We start from the raw sequence: 18,210 nt of genomic DNA on the forward strand, positions 1-18,210 counted from the left end.
GGTCCTTACCTAAGTACGTCGATGGCTTCGATTGTATCAGGTAATTTTTATGAGGTCATGGCTCGGTAAATGCTCGAGGAGTGAGCCGATACTTCGGCCATCAGGAAGCGTTAGGTCGGGTGCTATTTCGTGCAGCGGGACCAACACAAAATCGCGCTCGGTAAGGCCTGGGTGCGGCACGGTGAGGCGCGGATGGTGCAGGCTTACATCGGCAAACAACAGTAGGTCTAAGTCTAATGTACGTGCGCCCCAGCGACGATTGCGCACGCGACCAAATTCATTCTCGAGGTTTTGCAACAAGTCCAGTAATGCTAAAGGTGCAAGGTGTGTTTGCGCACACAACACGGCATTAACGTAATCGGGTTGATCTTGTGGACCCATCGGGGCACTACGATAAAAGCTAGAGCACTTGATGTGACTGAGTTCTGGCACCTGTTGTAGCCGCTCCAGCAGCGCAGTTAATGTCTGTACTGGATTACCTAAATTGGCGCCAAGTCCAACATAAATGGTACTCATGATTTAGGTGCATCACCGCTCGGTTTTTTACGCGGACCACCGCGGCGGCGGCCACCGCGACGGCCACGCTTTTTGCGTGCTGGCGCTGCGTTGTCATGGTTGGCGGGTGAGCTAGGCGAATGGTCTTTTTGTTGTGCGGTCCAAAATTCTGCTTGCGCAGTGAGCTGCTTGCGTTCTAACGGGGTCGCTGTTGCTGCGCGCAACAACAAGAAATCATAGGCGGCGCGAAAGCGCGGGTGGCTCAGTAGTGTTTGCACACGTTTACCTTTGGCACGCTCAAAGCGCTGCTGCATCTGCCAAATCTCCCGTGCCGGAATCGTAAAACGTTTCGGTACCGATACGGTCTGTACTTGGCGTCCCCAAACATCGGCGGCGGCGATGTTCATCGCATCAATCGGTGGCAAGCCACTCTCGAACATCAGCTGTTCCATACGTGCTTGTAACGGCCACCAAAGCAGCGCGGCGAACAAATAGGCTGGCGTTATACTCAGCCCTTGCTGAATGCGACTATCGGTGTCCGCGAAGGTCTGCCGAATCATCTGATAAGGTGCTTCATCGGGAGCTTCTAAGTAGCTTTTCAGCAACGGAAAGAGCTGTTGAAACAAATGATAGTCGCTGAGCATTTCGAAATTGGCTAACGCTTTACCGGCGGTAAAGAGCTTCAAGCATTCCTCAAACAGCCGAGCTGGGGGAATGTTTTGTAACAGTGCCGCGTGTTCGTTGATCGGCTGTGCAACGCTATCGTCCATACGCATGGACAGCTTAGTCGCGAAGCGGATGGCGCGTAACATACGCACAGGATCTTCGCGGTAGCGTGTTTCAGCATCACCAATCATTCGTAGTACGCCAGCTTCAATGTCGCGCACGCCATTGGCAAAATCGTAGATGGCGAAATCGGCAATGTTGTAATACAGAGCGTTGACGGTGAAATCACGACGTTGAGCGTCTTCTTCGATAGTGCCATATACGTTGTCGCGCACTAACATACCCTGCGCATCGCGCTTAGCATGTTTTTGTTCTTCGGTTTCATCGTCATGGTGGCCACGGAAAGTCGCCACTTCAATAACTTCGCGGCCAAACATGATGTGTGCCAAGCGAAAGCGGCGACCTACTAAGCGGCAGTTGCGGAAGAGCTTATGCACTTGCTCTGGGCTTGCATTGGTCGCGACATCGAAGTCTTTGGGCTTTAAGCCAAGCAGTAAGTCACGTACGCAACCGCCGACCAGATATGCTTCGTAACCGGCATTGTGCAACCGATAAAGCACTTTTAGCGCTGGTTCGGCAATGTCTTTACGCGAGATAGGGTGTTGATCACGGGAGATCACGATGGGTTTAGCAAGAATATTTGCCGGTAACTCGCTGTTTTGTTCTTTCGCGCCTAGCGCTTTTTTGGCGAGGGCTTTCATGCGTTTGATAATGGTTGTGTCTCCCTATTCGACAACTGTATTAAAAACCAGCGTATTGTAGCTTGTCCACGCCTTTCAGGAAAGATACTTTGCCGCCCAAACGGTCGTTGCTTGCTGCAACATTTGCGCCACGCTGTTGCCCGCATCAATATCGGTGATGCCAAGGAATTGCATGGCCTCTTGCAATTGTCGCCGAATCTCACTGCTAGCTAACGCTGGCGCATGGTTCTGCTTGCTCAACTTACGGCCATTAGCGTCAAGTGCCAATGGTACATGCATAAGTCGCGGGCGGCGGGTGCTTAATTGCTGCCACAAGGTCAGTTGCCAAGCCGTTGGCGTCAACAAATCAGCACCACGCACCAGATCGGTAATGCCTTGCTCGATGTCATCTACGACGACCGCAAGCTGGTAAGTATAAAGTTGATCGCGACGGTAGAGCACAAAATCTTCGGCAGCAAATGTCGGTTCAATCACCACTTCGTCCTGCCAGCGGTCAATAAACTGCGTTACCGGCTGGTCATTGCAAAAGCGAATCGCCGCGTTATCTGCGTTGCGATTCTTGGTACGACAATAGCCGGTGTAATAAGGGCCGCGCGTCTTTATCTGCTTGCGTGTGCAGGTACAGTAATAGCAGAGCTTACGTTCTTGTAGTTGGCTTAAAGCAGCGCCATACGCGGCGTCGCGGCGCGACTGGTAGAGTACTTCACCGTCCCAGTGTAAACCGAAGGTTTCGAGTTGCTTTAGAATGATGGTATCGGCACCGGCGACGGCTCGTGGTTTATCAACATCTTCGATACGTACAAGCCACTTGCCTTGGTGAGCTTTGGCATCGAGGTAGCTTGCGACCGCCGCAATCAACGAGCCGAAGTGTAGCGGCCCCGACGGGGTCGGGGCAAAGCGTCCACAATAAGGAAGAGCGCTGGCCACCTTAGGCGCCAGTAAGTTGCTTCTCTTTAATTTCTGCAAGTGTCTTGCAGTCTACGCAGAGGTCTGCAGTAGGTCGAGCTTCTAAACGGCGAATACCGATTTCGATGCCGCACTGATCACAGAAGCCAAAGTCATCAGCTTCGATTTTTTGCAGTGTTTTTTCGATCTTCTTGATCAGCTTGCGTTCGCGGTCACGGGTACGCAATTCAAGGCTGAACTCTTCTTCTTGCGCAGCGCGATCAACAGGGTCTGGAAAGTTAGCCGCTTCATCTTTCATGTGATGCACGGTGCGATCCACTTCTTCACGAAGCTGATTGCGCCAAACTTCCAAGATCTTGCGGAAGTGCGCACGCTGCTTCTCGTTCATATACTCTTCATTCGGCTGCTCTTGGTATGGTTCCAAGCCAGCTTGTGCCAAAATGCCATGAGCTTTTTTCGGCGTTCCTTGAGGCATTGTGGATCTCCTATATGAGATGGTTCTTCAAAAAGGTCGGTACATATACCAGAAAGCACAACCCTGCGCAATTTTATTTGTGCAACAGTCTGTTTAGTTGGTCACTGGTAAAGGTCCAACAGGGTTTATTCCATTTGCATCAATTGAACACTTAAGCGCATAAAATTCAACGCCTTTTTGCTTGGCGATTTGCGCTGTCTCGGCGTACTTTGGGTCGCAATGTCGTGCTGCGCTGACCTGTTCGACCGCACCGTGAAAGACACAATAAAGTACAATAGCACGATGCCCTTCTTCCACCATCGTCATCAGACTTCGCAAGTGGTCACTCGCACGCTGACTGACGGTGTCGGGAAAATACCCTTGCATGCCATCTGCCAGCGTTACACTTTTAACTTCAATATAAAGCTGTTGCCCTTCGGAATTACGTGCCAACCAATCAATCCGTCGATTATCGTAGCCGTAACGTTGCTCTGCTGTGAGCTCCGTGAGTTGGCCCAGTTCGGGTAAAAGCTGTTGCTTTAGGGCTTCGCCAACCGCTGTATTTGCGCGGTGGGTGTTGACACAAATGGTGTGACCATCGGAGGTTTCAGCAAGTTCCCAAGTGTAACGGTATTTGCGCTTTGGATTCCCAGAGTCACTCAACCAGACCCGCATGCCTGATGCAGCGCAGCCCGTCATCGCTCCGGTATTTGGGCAATGCACCGTCATGGAGTTATCAGGCGTGTTATGTTCGGCCCAATCCGGATGATAAACATCAGCCAGAAAGCGTTTATAGCGGCGCACTAAAAAAGCCTGCTGCAAGGGGTTGTCAAACTGCATTGTCAGCCTCATGTAGCTTAGATAGGATATACTTCAATTGATTCGCAACCATACTGGGAGCTTGTAACCATGTCTACTGCACTTGCTGTTTTTGTTGTTCAACAAGAGTTTTCGGATTCTGCTTGGAAAAAATCTGCACCGGTTATTGTCGGTGACCAAGGGGCAACGATTTATTTAGGCCAAGACGAGACCGAAAACTTACGTAAAGTGCAAAAAGCAGGTCGCCAGCTTGATAACCTAGGTGTGAGCTCAGTGCAGTTAAGCGGTGAAGGTTGGGACTTTGAGCGTCAGTGGGCGTTCGCTAATGGTTATACCGACACCCGTAGTACGAATAAGGTTGCATGGGCGAGTAACGCCGATGCGCTGAGCCAAACGCGTAACATCGTCAACTGGACGCGAGAATTGATTAACTTACCGCCGGCGGATATTTACCCAGAGTCGTTAGCACAACGGGTGGCTGACAAGTTAGCTTCGATAGCGCCAGACAAGGTCAGCAGTAAAGTCATTAAAGGTGACGAGTTGGTGCAAGAAGGCTGGATGGGCATTCATACCGTAGGCCGTGCAAGTAAACATGCACCTTGTATGTTAGTGGTTGACTATAATCCGAGTGGCGATGCAAACGCAGAGATCGACACTGTGCTGGTTGGCAAAGGCATCACCTTTGATTCGGGTGGCTATAGCCTAAAATCAAGCGAAGGTATGTTGGCAATGAAGTGCGACATGGGTGGCGCTGCCACTGTTGCTGGCGCTTTAGGCTTGGCCATCGAACAAGGTTTGCAGAAGCGCGTGCAACTGGTGCTGTGCTGTGCAGAAAACCTTGTTGACGGCACCGCCTACAAGCTTGGCGATATCATTACTTATAAAAATGGCGTCACTGTCGAAGTTGTGAATACCGATGCTGAAGGGCGTTTAGTTTTAGCTGATGGTCTGCAATACGCGGGTGAAGTCGGCGCTAAACGTGTCATGGATGCCGCGACCTTAACCGGCGCAGCGCAAGTTGCGGTGGGTAATGAGTACAACGCATTGTTTAGTGTTGACGATGAGTTGGCCAACCAAGCACTTAGTACAGCAGCTGCTCAGCGGGAAAACCTATGGCGTTTACCGTTGCAGCGTTGGCATCAGGAAAATACGCCTTCGGCGTTTGCCGACTGTGCGAATAGCCGTCCGCAAAAAGGTGGTGGTACTGGTGGTGCAAGTAACGCTGCTGGCTTCTTACTACGTTTTGCGCCAAATCAAGGCAAGGGCTGGTTGCATTTCGATATTGCTGGGGCCTATCACAACAGTGCGAACGCCATGTGGGCGACTGGAGCAACCGCTCTAGGAGTGCGCACTATTGCGGCTTTGCTACAAGACTAAGTTGGCCGCGTCAAAACTGAATGATTTACCGATAACTGCGCTGCTCCCAGAAGTAATAGCGCAGTTACCGGGACAAAAGCTGGTCTTGCAAGCACCGCCCGGTGCCGGCAAGTCGACCGCTTTACCGCTGGCCCTACTCCACGCCGAGGCGTGGCAGGGCCAACGTATTGTATTACTACAACCACGTCGGTTGGCGGCTATCGCTATTGCTCATTATCTTGCCCAACAGCTCGGTGAAGCGGTTGGCGAGCAAGTGGGTTACCATGTCCGCGGTGAGCAACGAAGCAGCTCTACAACACGACTGCTGATTGTCACCGAAGGTACCTTCACTCAATACCTACAACAAGATCCGGAGCTCACCGGCATCGGTGCCGTACTGTTTGATGAGTTTCATGAGCGCAATTTATTTAGTGATTTAAGTCTGGCGATGTTACTTGAGGCGCTGCCGTTGCGACCAGACTTAGGTTTACTGATCATGTCTGCGACACTGCCAGCGGAACATATCGCACATTGGCTTGGTGATGCGAAAGTACTCGTCAGCGAAGGTCGGCAACATCCGATCACCATGCACTACCGAGCGGTACCGCCACGCAGTGAGTGGTTACCCCATACCGCAACGGTAGTGCGTGAGGCGGTGCAGCTTGCCGAGCATGGGGTATTGGTTTTTTTACCAGGCTGGCGCGAGATCACCCACTTAGCTAAAACGTTAGACTTGGGTGCGAACATTCATGTGCAACCGCTGCATCGTCAGCTGACGCTTGCCGAACAACAGGCCGCCTTACGGGCGTTACCGTCGGGACAAAAGAAAGTGGTGCTGGCGACCAATATTGCTGAAACCAGTGTCACAATTCCGGGTATTGATGTGGTGGTCGACAGCGGCCGTGAGCGACGGGCGACGTTTTATCCGCGCCATGGTTTGACGAGACTGGCGACTGAGCGCATTAGCAAGGCGGCGGCAACGCAACGGGCCGGTCGTGCAGGACGATTGGGGCCCGGCCATTGTTTTCGAATGTGGGCTGAAGGGGATACGCAAGGTTTACGTGACTTTGATGCGCCTGCCATCGAAACCGAAGACTTAGCTGGCTTAGTGCTCGAAGCGAAACGCTGGGGTAGCGAGGTTAAGGATTTAAAGTTTCTGAGTTCACCCAATTCAGTACATTTGGAAGTAGGCGAGCACTTACTTAAGCAGTTAGGTGTGCTGGATGAGCGTGGTCATTTAACGAAGGTCGGTCAACAGGTTGCAGTCTTGGGTAATGAACCACGTATAGCGCGTATTGCGGTGGCTGCGCAGGATCTCGACGAGTGCACCCGAAGTAAGGCGGCGTTGCTGTTAGCACAACTTGACTATCCGGCAGCTCAGCAACACTTGCCGATAACCGCTCAGCAACTGGGCAAGCAAGCTCGACAGCGCTGGCAGTGGTGGCTACGTAAGTTAGATGTCACGGAGCGAGTCAACGAGATCAGTGCGGAGGAGGTCGCAACGATGGCATTGTGGGGCTACCCTGACCGGGTCGGTTTATGCCGCAGTGTATCTCGGAGCGCATCTCGAAACGCAAGTCATCGCAGTAGTAGCGATAGCTACCTTGTGGCCTACGGCGGTGGTGCTCAATTCCATGGGCAGGATACGCGCAACGGAGCTGCACTGATACTTATTCTGTCAATGCGGTTGAGTGAGCGCAGTGCCGACGCGATCATTGATGATTTTGTTGCGCTCGACCGCTCTCAGCTCGACCATCCGGCTCTCGATCTGCATTGGCAAACCGAGTTGGCGTGGCAAGGTCCACAACAACGTTTGCAAGCGGTCGAGCGGCAGCGTTTAGGAGCGTTAGTGCTGGCCGAACGGCCGGCGCAACAGCAACCTTCGGCGTCTGCGCGTGTGCATTTATTGGTGGAGTTGGTGCAACGCGAACACGCTATTTTAGCGAACTTGTTCGCGACTGATGAAGTGCAACAGTTTCTGGCGCGGGTCAATTTGGCGCGCCAGCATTTGGGCGCTGGCCAAGCGTGGCCAGACTTTCATGTTGAAGCCTTAAGGGAAGAGCTAGAAAGCTGGGCGGCGCCTTACTGGCAATCGATCCAGAGTTTTGCAGAGTTGCAACGTTGGTCACCGCTTGCGGCGCTGCAGGCGCGTTTGGATTATGCGCAACAACAGCAGTTAGAGCGCCTGTGCCCGACCCACTGGCAAGCGCCAAGTGGCGTGCGCCATCGTATCGATTATCAAAGTGAGCTGCCGACGGTTGCGCTGAAACTACAAGAAGTTTTTGGCGAACCGGTGTCTCCGACAATTTGTCAGAATCAAGTTACGCTTGTGCTGGAGTTGTTGTCACCGGCACGACGACCGTTGCAACGGACCGCTGATTTAGCAAGTTTTTGGCAAAATGCGTATCAACAAGTAAAAAAAGAGATGAAAGGGCGCTATCCTAAGCATCCTTGGCCTGATGATCCGCTACAAGCGCAAGCTACGCAAAAAACCAAGCGGATGTTAAAGCAGTAAGACAGAATTGGATATTGGAAGCTCTATGCGTTTTTTATGGGTTACTCTTGCAAAGTTAGCGGCCGTGTTTGTGGCGGTTTTAGGTTTCTATCTTATTTACCTAGATAGTTCCTTAACGAAGCGTTTCGCCAGCGAGCGTTACGAAGCATCCGCTATTGTCTATGCGCGACCGCTAGAACTTGCGCCGCAGCAACCTTTACGCCCACAACAACTGCTGCAAGAGTTACAACAACTGCGCTATCGCGAGAGTGCGACGCTGGCAGAAAGCGGTAGCTACCGTACCCAAGGCCGCAGCATTGAAGTTCATCGGCGTCCATTTGACTTTGCCGATGGCCCTGCGATGGCGCAAAAAGTTCGGGTGCAGTTTGCGCGTAATGGCGTTATTGAACAATTACAAAGTATGCCTGATGGGCGTGCATTGAATCGCTTTCAAATCGACCCTTTAGTGTTGGGACAAATCACTGCTGACAATGGCGAAGACCGCTTAATCGTTGGCCTTGAGCGATTGCCGAGTCTGCTGATCGAAACCTTATTATTGGTGGAAGATCGAGATTTTTATCATCATGCTGGTGTTTCACTAAGCTCTATCGGCCGCGCCGCGTTGGCAAATTTGGCAGCCATGGATACGGTGCAAGGTGGCAGTACCTTAACCCAACAGTTGGTGAAGAACCTTTATCTGAGCCGTGAGCAAACCCTATTGCGCAAGGCAAATGAAGCGCTGATGGCGCTGATCATCGACTTTCGTTTTAGCAAGGACGAGATCCTTGAGACCTATTTTAATGAGATTTATTTTGGTCAAGACGGCGGCCGTGCGATACATGGGGTTGGTCTTGCTAGCCGCTTCTATTTCGGAAAACAAGTCGAAGAGCTCAGTCCGGCCGAGATGGCGATGTTGGTCGCGATAGTGAAAGGCCCATCGTATTATAATCCGTACCGTTATTCTGAGCGGGTGCGAGAGCGCCGCGACATGATCTTGCAGCTCATGTTCGCGCAGCAATTGATCAATCAACGGACCTATCTAGCTGCGCTTGAAGAGCCTCTCGTTTCGTCGCGGCAAGAGCGCCAAGGGCGCACGTGGGCACCGCATTATTTAGCCCAAGTAAAACATGAACTGAGCCAGTTGCAAGTTCCTGAAGACTGGAACGAGCAAGGCTTACGCGTGTTTACTTATTTTGACCCGATGGCGCAGCAAGCGGTGGAAAACAGTATCGCCGAGCAGTTACCTCGTTTGAGCGAGAGTGAGGAATTACAAGTCGCTGCAGTGATCGCCAATCACCAACAAGCTAGTTTGAGTGCTATCGTTGGCGATCGCGACCGTCAGCAGCTGGGCTTCAATCGTGCCACCGGCGCAATGCGGCAGGTGGGTTCACTCATAAAACCCACGGTTTATGGGTTGGCTTTGGCGCAGCCTGGTAGTTATAACCTTGCCAGTATCGTGCAAGATACCCCCATAACGCTTGAGGCGGTTGATGGGCAAGTGTGGCAGCCAGAAAATTATGATGGTGAGTTTGTCGGCGCTATCATGCTTTATGACGCTTTAGCACAGTCACGCAATGTACCGGCAGTCAAATTAGCGCTGGAAGTCGGTATCGATACTATCGTGACGAAATTACGCCAAGGCGGCATAGACACGCCGATTCCGAGCGTTCCAGCATTGGCACTCGGTTCGGTGGAGTTATCCCCGTTGCAGGTGACCGAGCTCTACGGTGTATGGGCCCATTATGGTCGCTATCGTCCGTATACAACGATTGCTGCACTTACGAATCATGATGGCTTGCGCTTGTATGAACACCAGCCAAGTGCTGGGCGTGAGGTATTTGACCCGCTCAGTACGGCGTTGGTGAATTATGGTTTGCGTGGCGTAGTGAACGAGGGCACCGGCAAGCGCTTGGCAGAGCTGTTTGGGTTAGATGCTATCGCTGGTAAAAGTGGCACGACCAATGATTATCGTGATAGTTGGTTTGTTGCGTACGATGCTCAGCGCTTAATGACGGTCTGGCTCGGCCGAGACGACAATAAACCGATTCAGCTTACTGGGGCGACAGGTGCTTTGCCAGTGCTGGCCAATACCTTTAGCCAGTTGGGTGTTCAGCCCCTCGATGTTGCGCTGCCGGCGCCGCTTCAGTATCAAGCGTTCCATCCGCAAACAGGTATACCGATTCCTGATGGTTGCCGTGAACAACGAAGCTTTCCGGCATTTCCGGTGAACGTAGCCGAAGATATGAACTGTGCGGGAGAAATCGAAGAAAAGTCGTGGTGGGAGAAAATTTTCTAACCACCACGACATGCGGTATTTACAGCTCGGCAAAGGCGACTTTTGCGGCCGCCAAGGTAGCGTCGATATCGGCGTCAGTGTGTGCCGCCGACATGAAACCGGCTTCAAAAGCTGATGGCGCCAAGTAGACTCCCTGTTTCAGCATACTGTGGTAGAACTTCTTAAAGTGCTCCATGTTGCACGCAGTTGCCTGTTGGTAACTACTCACTTGCGGATCTTTGCTAAAGAAAAAGCCGAACATCGAACCCGCACGGTTGGTGGTGAATGGCACACCTGCAGCGTCAGCAAGTTGTTGCATACCAGTGACTAAGCGCTCTACTTTTGCAGTTAAGTCTGGGTAGAGCTCAGCATTATCGAGTTGATTCAGTGCAGCAAGTCCAGCTGCCATCGCAACAGGGTTGCCTGACAGTGTTCCCGCTTGGTACACAGGGCCTACTGGGGCGATATAGTCCATGATTTCACGCTTACCACCAAAAGCCCCCACAGGCATACCGCCACCAATGACCTTACCAAGGGTCGTCAGATCTGGGGTAACTTGGTAGAACTCTTGTGCGCCACCGCGGGCAACACGGAAGCCGGACATAACCTCGTCAAAAATCAGCACACTGCCGAATTCATCACAGATTTCACGCAGGCCTTCAAGAAAGCCTGGTGCTGGAGGAATACAGTTCATATTGCCAGCGACCGGTTCAACAATGATGGTGGCAATCTCGTTCCCGACTTCGCTGAAGATGGCGCGAACTGAGTTAAGATCATTAAAGGTGACCGTCAAGGTGTGCTTAGCGAAATCCTCTGGAATCCCTGGTGAGTTGGGCACGCCCAGCGTTAGCGCGCCTGATCCAGCTTTTACCAATAGCGCATCGGCATGACCATGATAGCAGCCTTCGAATTTGAGAATTTTGTCGCGACCAGTGTAACCGCGCGCCAAGCGGATTGCGGTCATCGTAGCCTCGGTACCGGAATTGACCATGCGAACTTTTTCGATCGATGGCACGAGTGAGATAATTTTCTCGGCCATGGTGATTTCGCTGGCGGTCGGTGTACCAAAGCTCAAACCACGTTCAACTGCAGCGTGGGTGGCCTCGCGAATCGCGGCGTTATTGTGCCCGAGAATCATTGGTCCCCAAGATCCGACATAGTCGATATAGCGCTGACCATCGGCGTCATACATGTAAGCACCGTCAGCCCGTTCAATGAAAATTGGCGAGCCACCGACGCCATTAAAGGCGCGGACTGGTGAGTTAACGCCACCTGGGATGGTGAGTTGGGCTTGGGCAAATAAATCTTCAGATCGAGACATCATGATCCTCTCTTGGTGAGTTAGACGTTGCGCTTGTCGCTGTACCAGTTGACTTCACATTCATACTTTTCAATTTGATCAGCGACCCCTAAGGTCAGTGCAAACAACGCCATACGAATCAGTACACCATTATCGGCTTGGCGAAAAATGGCGAGATTCGGATTTTGGTTAAGGTCATTATCCAATTCGTTGGCTTCGGCGCGCGAGTCACGCGGCAACGGATGCATAATGACGGTGTTCGGTTTGTAGTGCTTGGTGTAAATTTCGCTATTTAAACGGAATTTGCCGCGATATTGATCAGCTTCCGCAGGCGAAGTAAAGCGCTCTTGTTGAATGCGGGTCTGATAGACGATATCGGCGTCGGAACTACCACTTACTTGATCGGTAACAACAACATGGTGTCCGGCTTTCTCAATCACGTTCATCACACTATCGGGCATCATCAGTTCACGTGGTGAAATCAGCGTGAAGCGAATGTTGTTGTACAACGCCAGTAAACGCGACAGCGAGTGCACCGTGCGGCCAAATTTAAGGTCGCCCATCATGCAAATGTGCATGCCGTCGACAGCATGGCCGTGGTACGCCAGCTCTTTTTTAATCGTGTACAAGTCGAGGAGCGCTTGTGTTGGGTGCTCGTTGGCGCCGTCACCACCGTTGATGACAGGTACGCGACTACCCTCGGCAAACTCAGCTACTGAACCCGATTTGGGGTGCCGCATGGCAATGACGTCGCTATAGCTACTGAGTACTCGCGCTGTGTCATACAGCGACTCACCCTTGGCTAGTGCTGAGCTTTCCATTCCGGTGGTTTCACGAACTTCGCCACCTAGCAAATTGAAAGCCGTACCAAAACTAACGCGGGTTCGCGTCGAAGGTTCGAAAAATAAATTCCCGAGAATGGCGCCGTCGAGCACGCGTGTGCGCTTTTGTCGCCGTGCATAGGGCAGCATGCGATCCGCGACCTGAAAGATTTGCTCAATGCTATCGCGATTAAACTGCTCGACAGAGAGTATATTGGCGCCCGTAAAGTTCATAGCGTAAGGCCTCAGTGAGTTGAGAAAAGGTGTTCAAACACTGGGCCGCAATGATAGCAAAGAACGCCAACAAAAAGAATGTTGCGCTTAAAAAGGCTTCAGCACGGCTAACAGAATAATCGCAAACAATGCCAGCACCGGTATTTCATTGAAGACACGATAGAATTTATGGCTGCGGCGGTTGCGGTCGTGGGCAAAATCGGCAAGCAATTTAAAGCAATACATATGGTAGCCGTATAGCAAAGTGACGATAGCTAACTTTACGTGCATCCAACCACTAGCGGCAAACCAAGCGCTGCCGTAGGCAACGATCAACCACACCCCAAAAACGAGCGTAAGGATCGCGAATGGCGTGACAAAGTAGAGCAGGCGACGTTCCATCACCTTTAACTGCGCGCTGACTTCAGTTGATTCGGTTTGTGCATGATAGACAAACAGGCGCGGCAAATAGAAAATCCCGGCAAACCAAGCGACCATAAACGCTAGGTGTAATCCTTTGACCCAAAGCAGTGTCATTGTACGTTCCTAAGTTGTGAGTGGCGCTTCGCTAAGTTGCGACCCGAAGCGATGCTGCGTACTATGTCGTGCATTCCATGATAAGAACATCCGTTATGAATGAGAAGCAAAAATACATTTTCTTTGTGTTGCTTGGATTAGCTGGCTTAGCTATTGGCTATCTGCTCGGCGCTGGGCATAACTGGTATTTGATGCAGCGTGTTGCCGAGCTAGAGGAACGTGAGCTGACACTTTACGAGCAAGCGGAAACAGCCGATTACCAACGTCACATGGCCGAGGTAGAACTGGGCATCGAACAAGCCGCGAGCAAGCAATTACAACAGGAGCTTGCAGCTTTACAAGACGAAGTTTTAGCACAGAAACGTGAGCTGAGTTTTTACCAGAAGATTATGGCACCAGAGCTGACTGCTGCCGGTGTTGTGGTGGATGACTTTGAACTCAAACAACTGAGTGACGACAGACATTATCAGTTCCGTTTTGCGGTGTTACAAACGGAGCGGCAGCGAGGATTTGTAAAGGGGACGCTACACGCCACTGTCGAGGGGCGCGCGGAGGACGACCAGGTCATCACCTTAGACTTATATGAACTCGCCGGACTAAGCGCTGATCAACAAAGCTTCACGATGCGTTATTTTAAAGCGCAAACAGGAAGTTTTCGGTTACCCGTTGGGTTTGCCCCCGAACAGGTGCGTATTCGTGTACGTCTCGAGGATGGCTCACCACGTGAGCTCGAGCGGGTGTTTTTGTGGAGCGAACTAACGAGGGACAATACTTGACCGCTTTAGTCAGGTACGAGAAAATGAACGCCTTATAAGTGGAGGTAGTATTCGAATGACTGATGCAGCGCAAGCAATGCCGATTCAATTTACAGAAGCGGCAGCGAATAAAGTAAAAACCCTGATCGCCGACGAGGAAAACCCGGCGTTGAAGTTGCGTGTGTACGTGACTGGGGGCGGTTGTTCAGGCTTCCAATATGGCTTTACTTTTGACGAGAAAGTAAACCCTGGTGACATGGAAATCGAAAAGAACGGTGTCATTCTGGTGGTTGACCCTATGAGTCTTCAGTACTTAGTGGGCGGCACTGTTAACTACGAAGAAGGCCTGCAAGGCGCACGTTTCTTCGTTGACAATCCTAATGCGACAACTACTTGTGGTTGTGGCGCTAGCTTCTCTGTATAACTCGCAAGCGAGGTCTTCATGAGTTCTTACGCGGCGCATATTGCGACGGTTCAAGCACGTTTTGACGCAGCACTTGCTGCGACCGATTTTGACTCAGTTCTGGTGTATGCGGGACAACCTCGAGTTGCCTTCCTCGATGACAATCCCGCACCATTCAAGGTTAATCCTCTCTTCAAATATTGGATCCCAGTAACGGATAGTCCGAAAAGTGCGATTTTTTACACACCTGGCGAGCGGCCAGTTGTGTTTTTGTTCCAGCCGCGCGATTTCTGGCATGCCGCCGTAAAGATTGAGCCTGCGGAGTGGCAAGATCATGTTGAACTTGTGGTCATTGATGAGCTTGATAAGTTAACTGCTTATTTGGGTGACAAGCTAAAGGCTACTGCGTTTATTGGTGAAGATTTTGCTGAGCCAGTGAATAGCTGGCCAGTGCGTGCCCGTAACCCACAGAACTTGATTGATCACTTACATTTTCACCGTGCGTTAAAAACCGCCTGGGAAGTTGAAAACCTGCGTGTTGCCAATGAGCGAGCAGCGCAAGCGCACTTAGCGGCGAAGGACGCCTTTTTCGCTGGTAAAAGCGAATTGGAAATTCATCATGCCTACCTTGCGGCGATTAACTTTCGTGAAAGTGAACTGCCTTACAACAGCATTGTAGGGTTGAATGAGCATGGCGCAATCTTGCACTACGATGTCTATGAGACGGCCGCACCGCAAGAAAGTCGCTCATTCCTGATTGATGCCGGAGCCACCTATCGTGGTTACTGTGCTGATATCACCCGCACATACAGTCGCAGCGAAACCGGCTTCTTCGCCGACTTAGTCAACGCGGTCGACGCTGCGCAACAAGAATTGTTGAGCGAAATTAAGCCTGGCATTAACTACTATCAGTTACACGTGTCACAACATCTTAAGATCGCGCAAATACTGAGTGATTTTGAGCTCGTGCGTGGCTCTGCCGAGAGTATTTATGAGCAAGGAATTTCGAGTGCGTTCTTCCCGCACGGCTTAGGCCACTTTATCGGTTTGCAAGTGCATGATGTTGGCGGCTTCTTGCGTAACGATCGTGGCGATCTCTATGATCGTGATCCGCGTCATCCGTTCTTACGCTTGTTGCGTCCAATAGAAGCAGGGCAGGTGTTTACCATTGAACCTGGTTTGTATGTGGTTGATCAGTTGCTTGAAGCTTATGCTGATGCCAAGGAGCTGAATTGGCAACGGATTGATGAATTGCGGCCTTATGGTGGCGTGCGGATTGAAGATAGTATTGTGGTCGGTGAGAACGGCAACAATGAAAATCTTACCCGCGACGCATTTGCCAAGCTTTAAGGTAGATATAATCCGCCTAACACCGTGGCGCGGCTAGCGCCGGTCACGGTGGGTAAATTGCCAGGCTGGCGCAACATATATTGACGTGCCAGCCAGGCAAATGCCATTGCCTCTAAGTGTTGTGGGTCAACTCCAAGCTCTGCCACTGAATGCCAACTCGCCTGAGGGTAATTGTGGCGTAGACGCTGCATAAGATCCCGATTGAATGCGCCTCCGCCTGCGACATAAACTTTCTCAATACTATCTACCTGACATTGCTGTAAACCATGCGCCACTGACTGCGCAGTAAATTCCGCCAGGGTAGCTTGTAAGTCAGCACCATGCCAATGTGGAAGCTGCTCAAGATAATCCTCTAGCCATTGCTGATTAAAATACTCACGTCCGGTACTTTTCGGTGGCGCTTGCCGAATATACGGGTCTTGCATGAGCTTCTCGAGCAACCTATCGATGACTTTACCGCTGGCGGCATAATCGCCATTACGGTCAAAGGTGGTGGCAGCATCGGGATGTTGCAATTGAAACCAAAGATCAAGCAAGGTATTGGCAGGACCGGTATCAAAACCCAGCACTTCATTGTTCTGCGCTTGTAATACCGAGATATTGGCGATACCGCCGAGATTGAGTATGGCAATTGCGTTAGCGCCAGCAGCCTGTTGGCGAAAGAGCGCATCATGAAACGCTGGAACCAGCGGCGCACCTTGGCCGCCAAGCGCTATATCCTTGCGTCTAAAGTCGGCGACTACCGGAATTCCGGTAAGGGCAGCAAGCGTATTGGGATCGCCTAATTGCACGGTGTAGGGTGAAATCGCTTCGGGCATATGGCGCACGGTCTGCCCATGACTGCCAATCGCTTGGATTGCCGATGCCGGATAGCCCGCGACCTGTAGCAACCTGAGCACGAGTTCCGCTGAGAGCTCGGCGAATTGTCGGTCGGCTAAGGCCAGACGGTGCAGTTCATTATTGCCGGGCTTACATAAGGCAATGAGCTCGCTGCGTAGCGGTTCACCAAGTGGTGTATCAATGTGTTGTAGAAGCTTCGGCTGTGTGCCTTGAAAGTCCACCAGCACGGCATCAAGTGCGTCCATGCTGGTGCCTGACATCAGCCCGATATAGAGTTCCTGCTGCGCTTGCATACGACTGTATTAGCGCATGGCTAGCTGAACGCGTTTTTGGTCAGCCAGCATCGCTAAACGTTGTTCAGCGATCTTATTAAACTCAGGTAGCTCTTGCGCGGTGAGCGATTCTGCTTGTGGAAACTTCACGGTACGTGGATTGCGATGCACGCCGTCGACCAAGAATTCGTAATGTAAGTGGGCGCCAGTGACGCGACCCGTTGCGCCAACGCGGCCAATAACTTCGCCTTGCTTAACACGATCGCCGCGCTTCACGTGACGCTTGCTCAAGTGCAAGTACTTGGTCACATAGCGTTCGCCATGCTGGATAAAGACATAATTGCCATTCAAATTGTCATAGGCGCTGGCGATAACTTTACCGGCACCGGAGGACATCACCGGTGTACCAACATTCGCTGCGTAATCCGTACCGTTATGCGGACGTACCCGACCCGTCACTGGGTGCAATCGGCGCGGATTAAAGCTCGAGCTGATGTAAGTGAACTTCACCGGCGAGCGTAAGAATGACTTACGCATGGCTTTACCGTCAGCGGCATAGTATTCGCCATTATTGTGCAAAATTGCCTGATATTTGTTGCCTTGGTTGACGAATTCAGCTGCAAGAACCTTGCCATAGCCCGCAAACTCGCCATCGACATATTCTTTCTCGTAAATCACCGAAAATTCGTCGCCTTTACGTAAGTCGAGAGCAAAGTCGATGTCCCAACCAAAGATGTTGGCGATACTCATAATTTGATTATCGGTCAGGCCTGCGTTGATACCAGCGTTCCAGAAGTTGGAATCAATTTCAGCGTAGGCAAACGCTTCTTGAATCTGGACTTCTTTGGTCGCGATTTCGCTGACGTAACCTTGTTCAGTCTGGCTGACGATGAGAGTTTCAATTGGACTAATTTGGAACGCCAACTGAATGAGCTCACCCTCAGGGTCTTTGGCAAAACGCAGGGTGTCGCCAGGATGAATCTTCAGCAAATATTTCTCTGCTTGATCATCTTGCGTGAGTTTATAGAGCTGTTGCGGCGTAAAGCCCATAACATCAAAAATGCGTGCCAAGCTATCACCTGACTTCACTTCATAGCCGCTCCAGTGCACACTTGGTTGCACGGGTTCTTCAATAACCACGGTGTCGGCAGCAGTAGTGTCATCAAGCGCGGGCAATTGGCGGCCATCGACAGCTTGTGCGGCAGGTTTTGCTACGCCGCCTTTCACTTTTACTGGCACCTCAAGGCGCTCACCCAAAATGAGCTGCTTGTCGGCAAGACTTGGATCTGAGGTATTACGCGACGCTGTCGCTGGCTCTGATGGCAGCAACACAACTGTCAGTGTGGTCAACGCCACAGCGGACAAAAGAATTTGGTGACGGCGGGGCAACTGTGCGAACAGTCCTGCCATTCGTTGAGTAATGACCTTCATAAACTTCCTGCGGTTAGCGCACTTTATCTTCTTTACGACCACCTAATTTCCATTAGGTTTTG

General features: G+C 51.4%; 16 protein-coding genes. 6 read left to right on the top strand and 10 right to left on the bottom strand.

The features are described 5' to 3' along the window. Nucleotides 1-36: 36 nt before the first annotated feature. From folK to sfsA, 5 genes are all read right to left on the bottom strand, one after another. Nucleotides 37-516 carry a 2-amino-4-hydroxy-6-hydroxymethyldihydropteridine diphosphokinase gene (gene folK / locus NV375_RS11330; RefSeq protein WP_258808315.1) on the bottom strand — a complete coding sequence of 160 codons (480 nt, stop codon included), beginning with the start codon at nucleotides 514-516 and terminating at the stop codon, nucleotides 37-39. Continuing rightward, nucleotides 513-1,922, bottom strand: a complete 1,410-nt coding sequence (gene pcnB, locus NV375_RS11335) for a polynucleotide adenylyltransferase PcnB (protein WP_258808316.1) — start codon at nucleotides 1,920-1,922, stop codon at nucleotides 513-515. The genes folK and pcnB overlap by 4 nt, the downstream gene beginning before the upstream one ends. Before the next feature lie 75 nt (nucleotides 1,923-1,997). Then, complete coding sequence (gene gluQRS / locus NV375_RS11340; RefSeq protein ID WP_258808317.1) at nucleotides 1,998-2,849, bottom strand: tRNA glutamyl-Q(34) synthetase GluQRS; 852 nt, start codon at nucleotides 2,847-2,849, stop codon at nucleotides 1,998-2,000. A gap of 1 nt (nucleotide 2,850) precedes the next feature. After that, nucleotides 2,851-3,303 carry an RNA polymerase-binding protein DksA gene (gene dksA, locus NV375_RS11345; RefSeq protein WP_126774019.1) on the bottom strand — a complete coding sequence of 151 codons (453 nt, stop codon included), beginning with the start codon at nucleotides 3,301-3,303 and terminating at the stop codon, nucleotides 2,851-2,853. Between the two features lie 93 nt (nucleotides 3,304-3,396). Continuing rightward, nucleotides 3,397-4,122, bottom strand: a complete 726-nt coding sequence (gene sfsA / locus NV375_RS11350) for a DNA/RNA nuclease SfsA (protein WP_258808318.1) — start codon at nucleotides 4,120-4,122, stop codon at nucleotides 3,397-3,399. Nucleotides 4,123-4,191: 69 nt separating this feature from the next. Here sfsA and pepB point away from each other — a divergent pair, with 69 nt between their 5' ends. From pepB to mrcB, 3 genes are read left to right on the top strand one after another with little or no spacing between them, the layout of a single operon-like run. Then, nucleotides 4,192-5,478 (top strand): aminopeptidase PepB, encoded by a 1,287-nt coding sequence (pepB, locus tag NV375_RS11355; RefSeq protein WP_258808319.1) that lies wholly within the window; start codon nucleotides 4,192-4,194, stop codon nucleotides 5,476-5,478. Between the two features lies 1 nt (nucleotide 5,479). Beyond that, nucleotides 5,480-7,972: an ATP-dependent helicase HrpB gene (gene hrpB, locus NV375_RS11360; protein ID WP_258808320.1), complete on the top strand. Its 2,493-nt coding sequence runs from the start codon at nucleotides 5,480-5,482 to the stop codon at nucleotides 7,970-7,972. Between the two features lie 25 nt (nucleotides 7,973-7,997). Continuing rightward, the gene (mrcB, locus tag NV375_RS11365) at nucleotides 7,998-10,247 is read left to right on the top strand and encodes a penicillin-binding protein 1B (protein ID WP_258808321.1); all 2,250 of its coding nucleotides are present in this window, start codon (nucleotides 7,998-8,000) and stop codon (nucleotides 10,245-10,247) included. A gap of 19 nt (nucleotides 10,248-10,266) precedes the next feature. Here the strand turns inward: mrcB and hemL are convergent, their stop codons facing one another. The 3 genes from hemL to hemJ form a co-directional block, all read right to left on the bottom strand. Further along, complete coding sequence (hemL, locus tag NV375_RS11370) at nucleotides 10,267-11,547, bottom strand: glutamate-1-semialdehyde 2,1-aminomutase (RefSeq protein WP_258808467.1); 1,281 nt, start codon at nucleotides 11,545-11,547, stop codon at nucleotides 10,267-10,269. Nucleotides 11,548-11,567: 20 nt separating this feature from the next. Continuing rightward, nucleotides 11,568-12,581 carry an aspartate carbamoyltransferase gene (locus NV375_RS11375; RefSeq protein WP_126774010.1) on the bottom strand — a complete coding sequence of 338 codons (1,014 nt, stop codon included), beginning with the start codon at nucleotides 12,579-12,581 and terminating at the stop codon, nucleotides 11,568-11,570. An 87-nt stretch (nucleotides 12,582-12,668) separates the two neighbouring features. Then, complete coding sequence (gene hemJ / locus NV375_RS11380; protein WP_126774008.1) at nucleotides 12,669-13,097, bottom strand: protoporphyrinogen oxidase HemJ; 429 nt, start codon at nucleotides 13,095-13,097, stop codon at nucleotides 12,669-12,671. Between the two features lie 95 nt (nucleotides 13,098-13,192). On the opposite strand from hemJ, the gene NV375_RS11385 reads away from it, so the two are divergent. The 3 genes from NV375_RS11385 to pepQ are packed head-to-tail and all read left to right on the top strand — an operon-like array spanning nucleotide 13,193 to nucleotide 15,605. Further along, on the top strand, nucleotides 13,193-13,873 hold the full coding sequence (locus NV375_RS11385) for a DUF6776 family protein (protein WP_258808322.1): 681 nt from the start codon (nucleotides 13,193-13,195) through the stop codon (nucleotides 13,871-13,873). A gap of 55 nt (nucleotides 13,874-13,928) precedes the next feature. Next, on the top strand, nucleotides 13,929-14,276 hold the full coding sequence (gene erpA, locus NV375_RS11390) for an iron-sulfur cluster insertion protein ErpA (protein ID WP_126774004.1): 348 nt from the start codon (nucleotides 13,929-13,931) through the stop codon (nucleotides 14,274-14,276). Between the two features lie 18 nt (nucleotides 14,277-14,294). Then, entirely contained in the window at nucleotides 14,295-15,605 is a 1,311-nt protein-coding gene (pepQ, locus tag NV375_RS11395; RefSeq protein ID WP_258808323.1) for a Xaa-Pro dipeptidase, read from the top strand. Here the strand turns inward: pepQ and NV375_RS11400 are convergent. Both NV375_RS11400 and NV375_RS11405 read right to left on the bottom strand, forming a co-directional pair. Continuing rightward, nucleotides 15,602-16,738 (bottom strand): anhydro-N-acetylmuramic acid kinase, encoded by a 1,137-nt coding sequence (locus NV375_RS11400; protein ID WP_258808324.1) that lies wholly within the window; start codon nucleotides 16,736-16,738, stop codon nucleotides 15,602-15,604. The two genes, pepQ and NV375_RS11400, sit on opposite strands and share 4 nt — an antisense overlap. Before the next feature lie 9 nt (nucleotides 16,739-16,747). Continuing rightward, nucleotides 16,748-18,148: a peptidoglycan DD-metalloendopeptidase family protein gene (locus NV375_RS11405; RefSeq protein WP_258808325.1), complete on the bottom strand. Its 1,401-nt coding sequence runs from the start codon at nucleotides 18,146-18,148 to the stop codon at nucleotides 16,748-16,750. Nucleotides 18,149-18,210 lie beyond the last annotated feature (62 nt).

This window comes from Pseudidiomarina sp. CB1, assembly GCF_024752025.1.
Lineage (GTDB): Bacteria > Pseudomonadota > Gammaproteobacteria > Enterobacterales > Alteromonadaceae > Pseudidiomarina.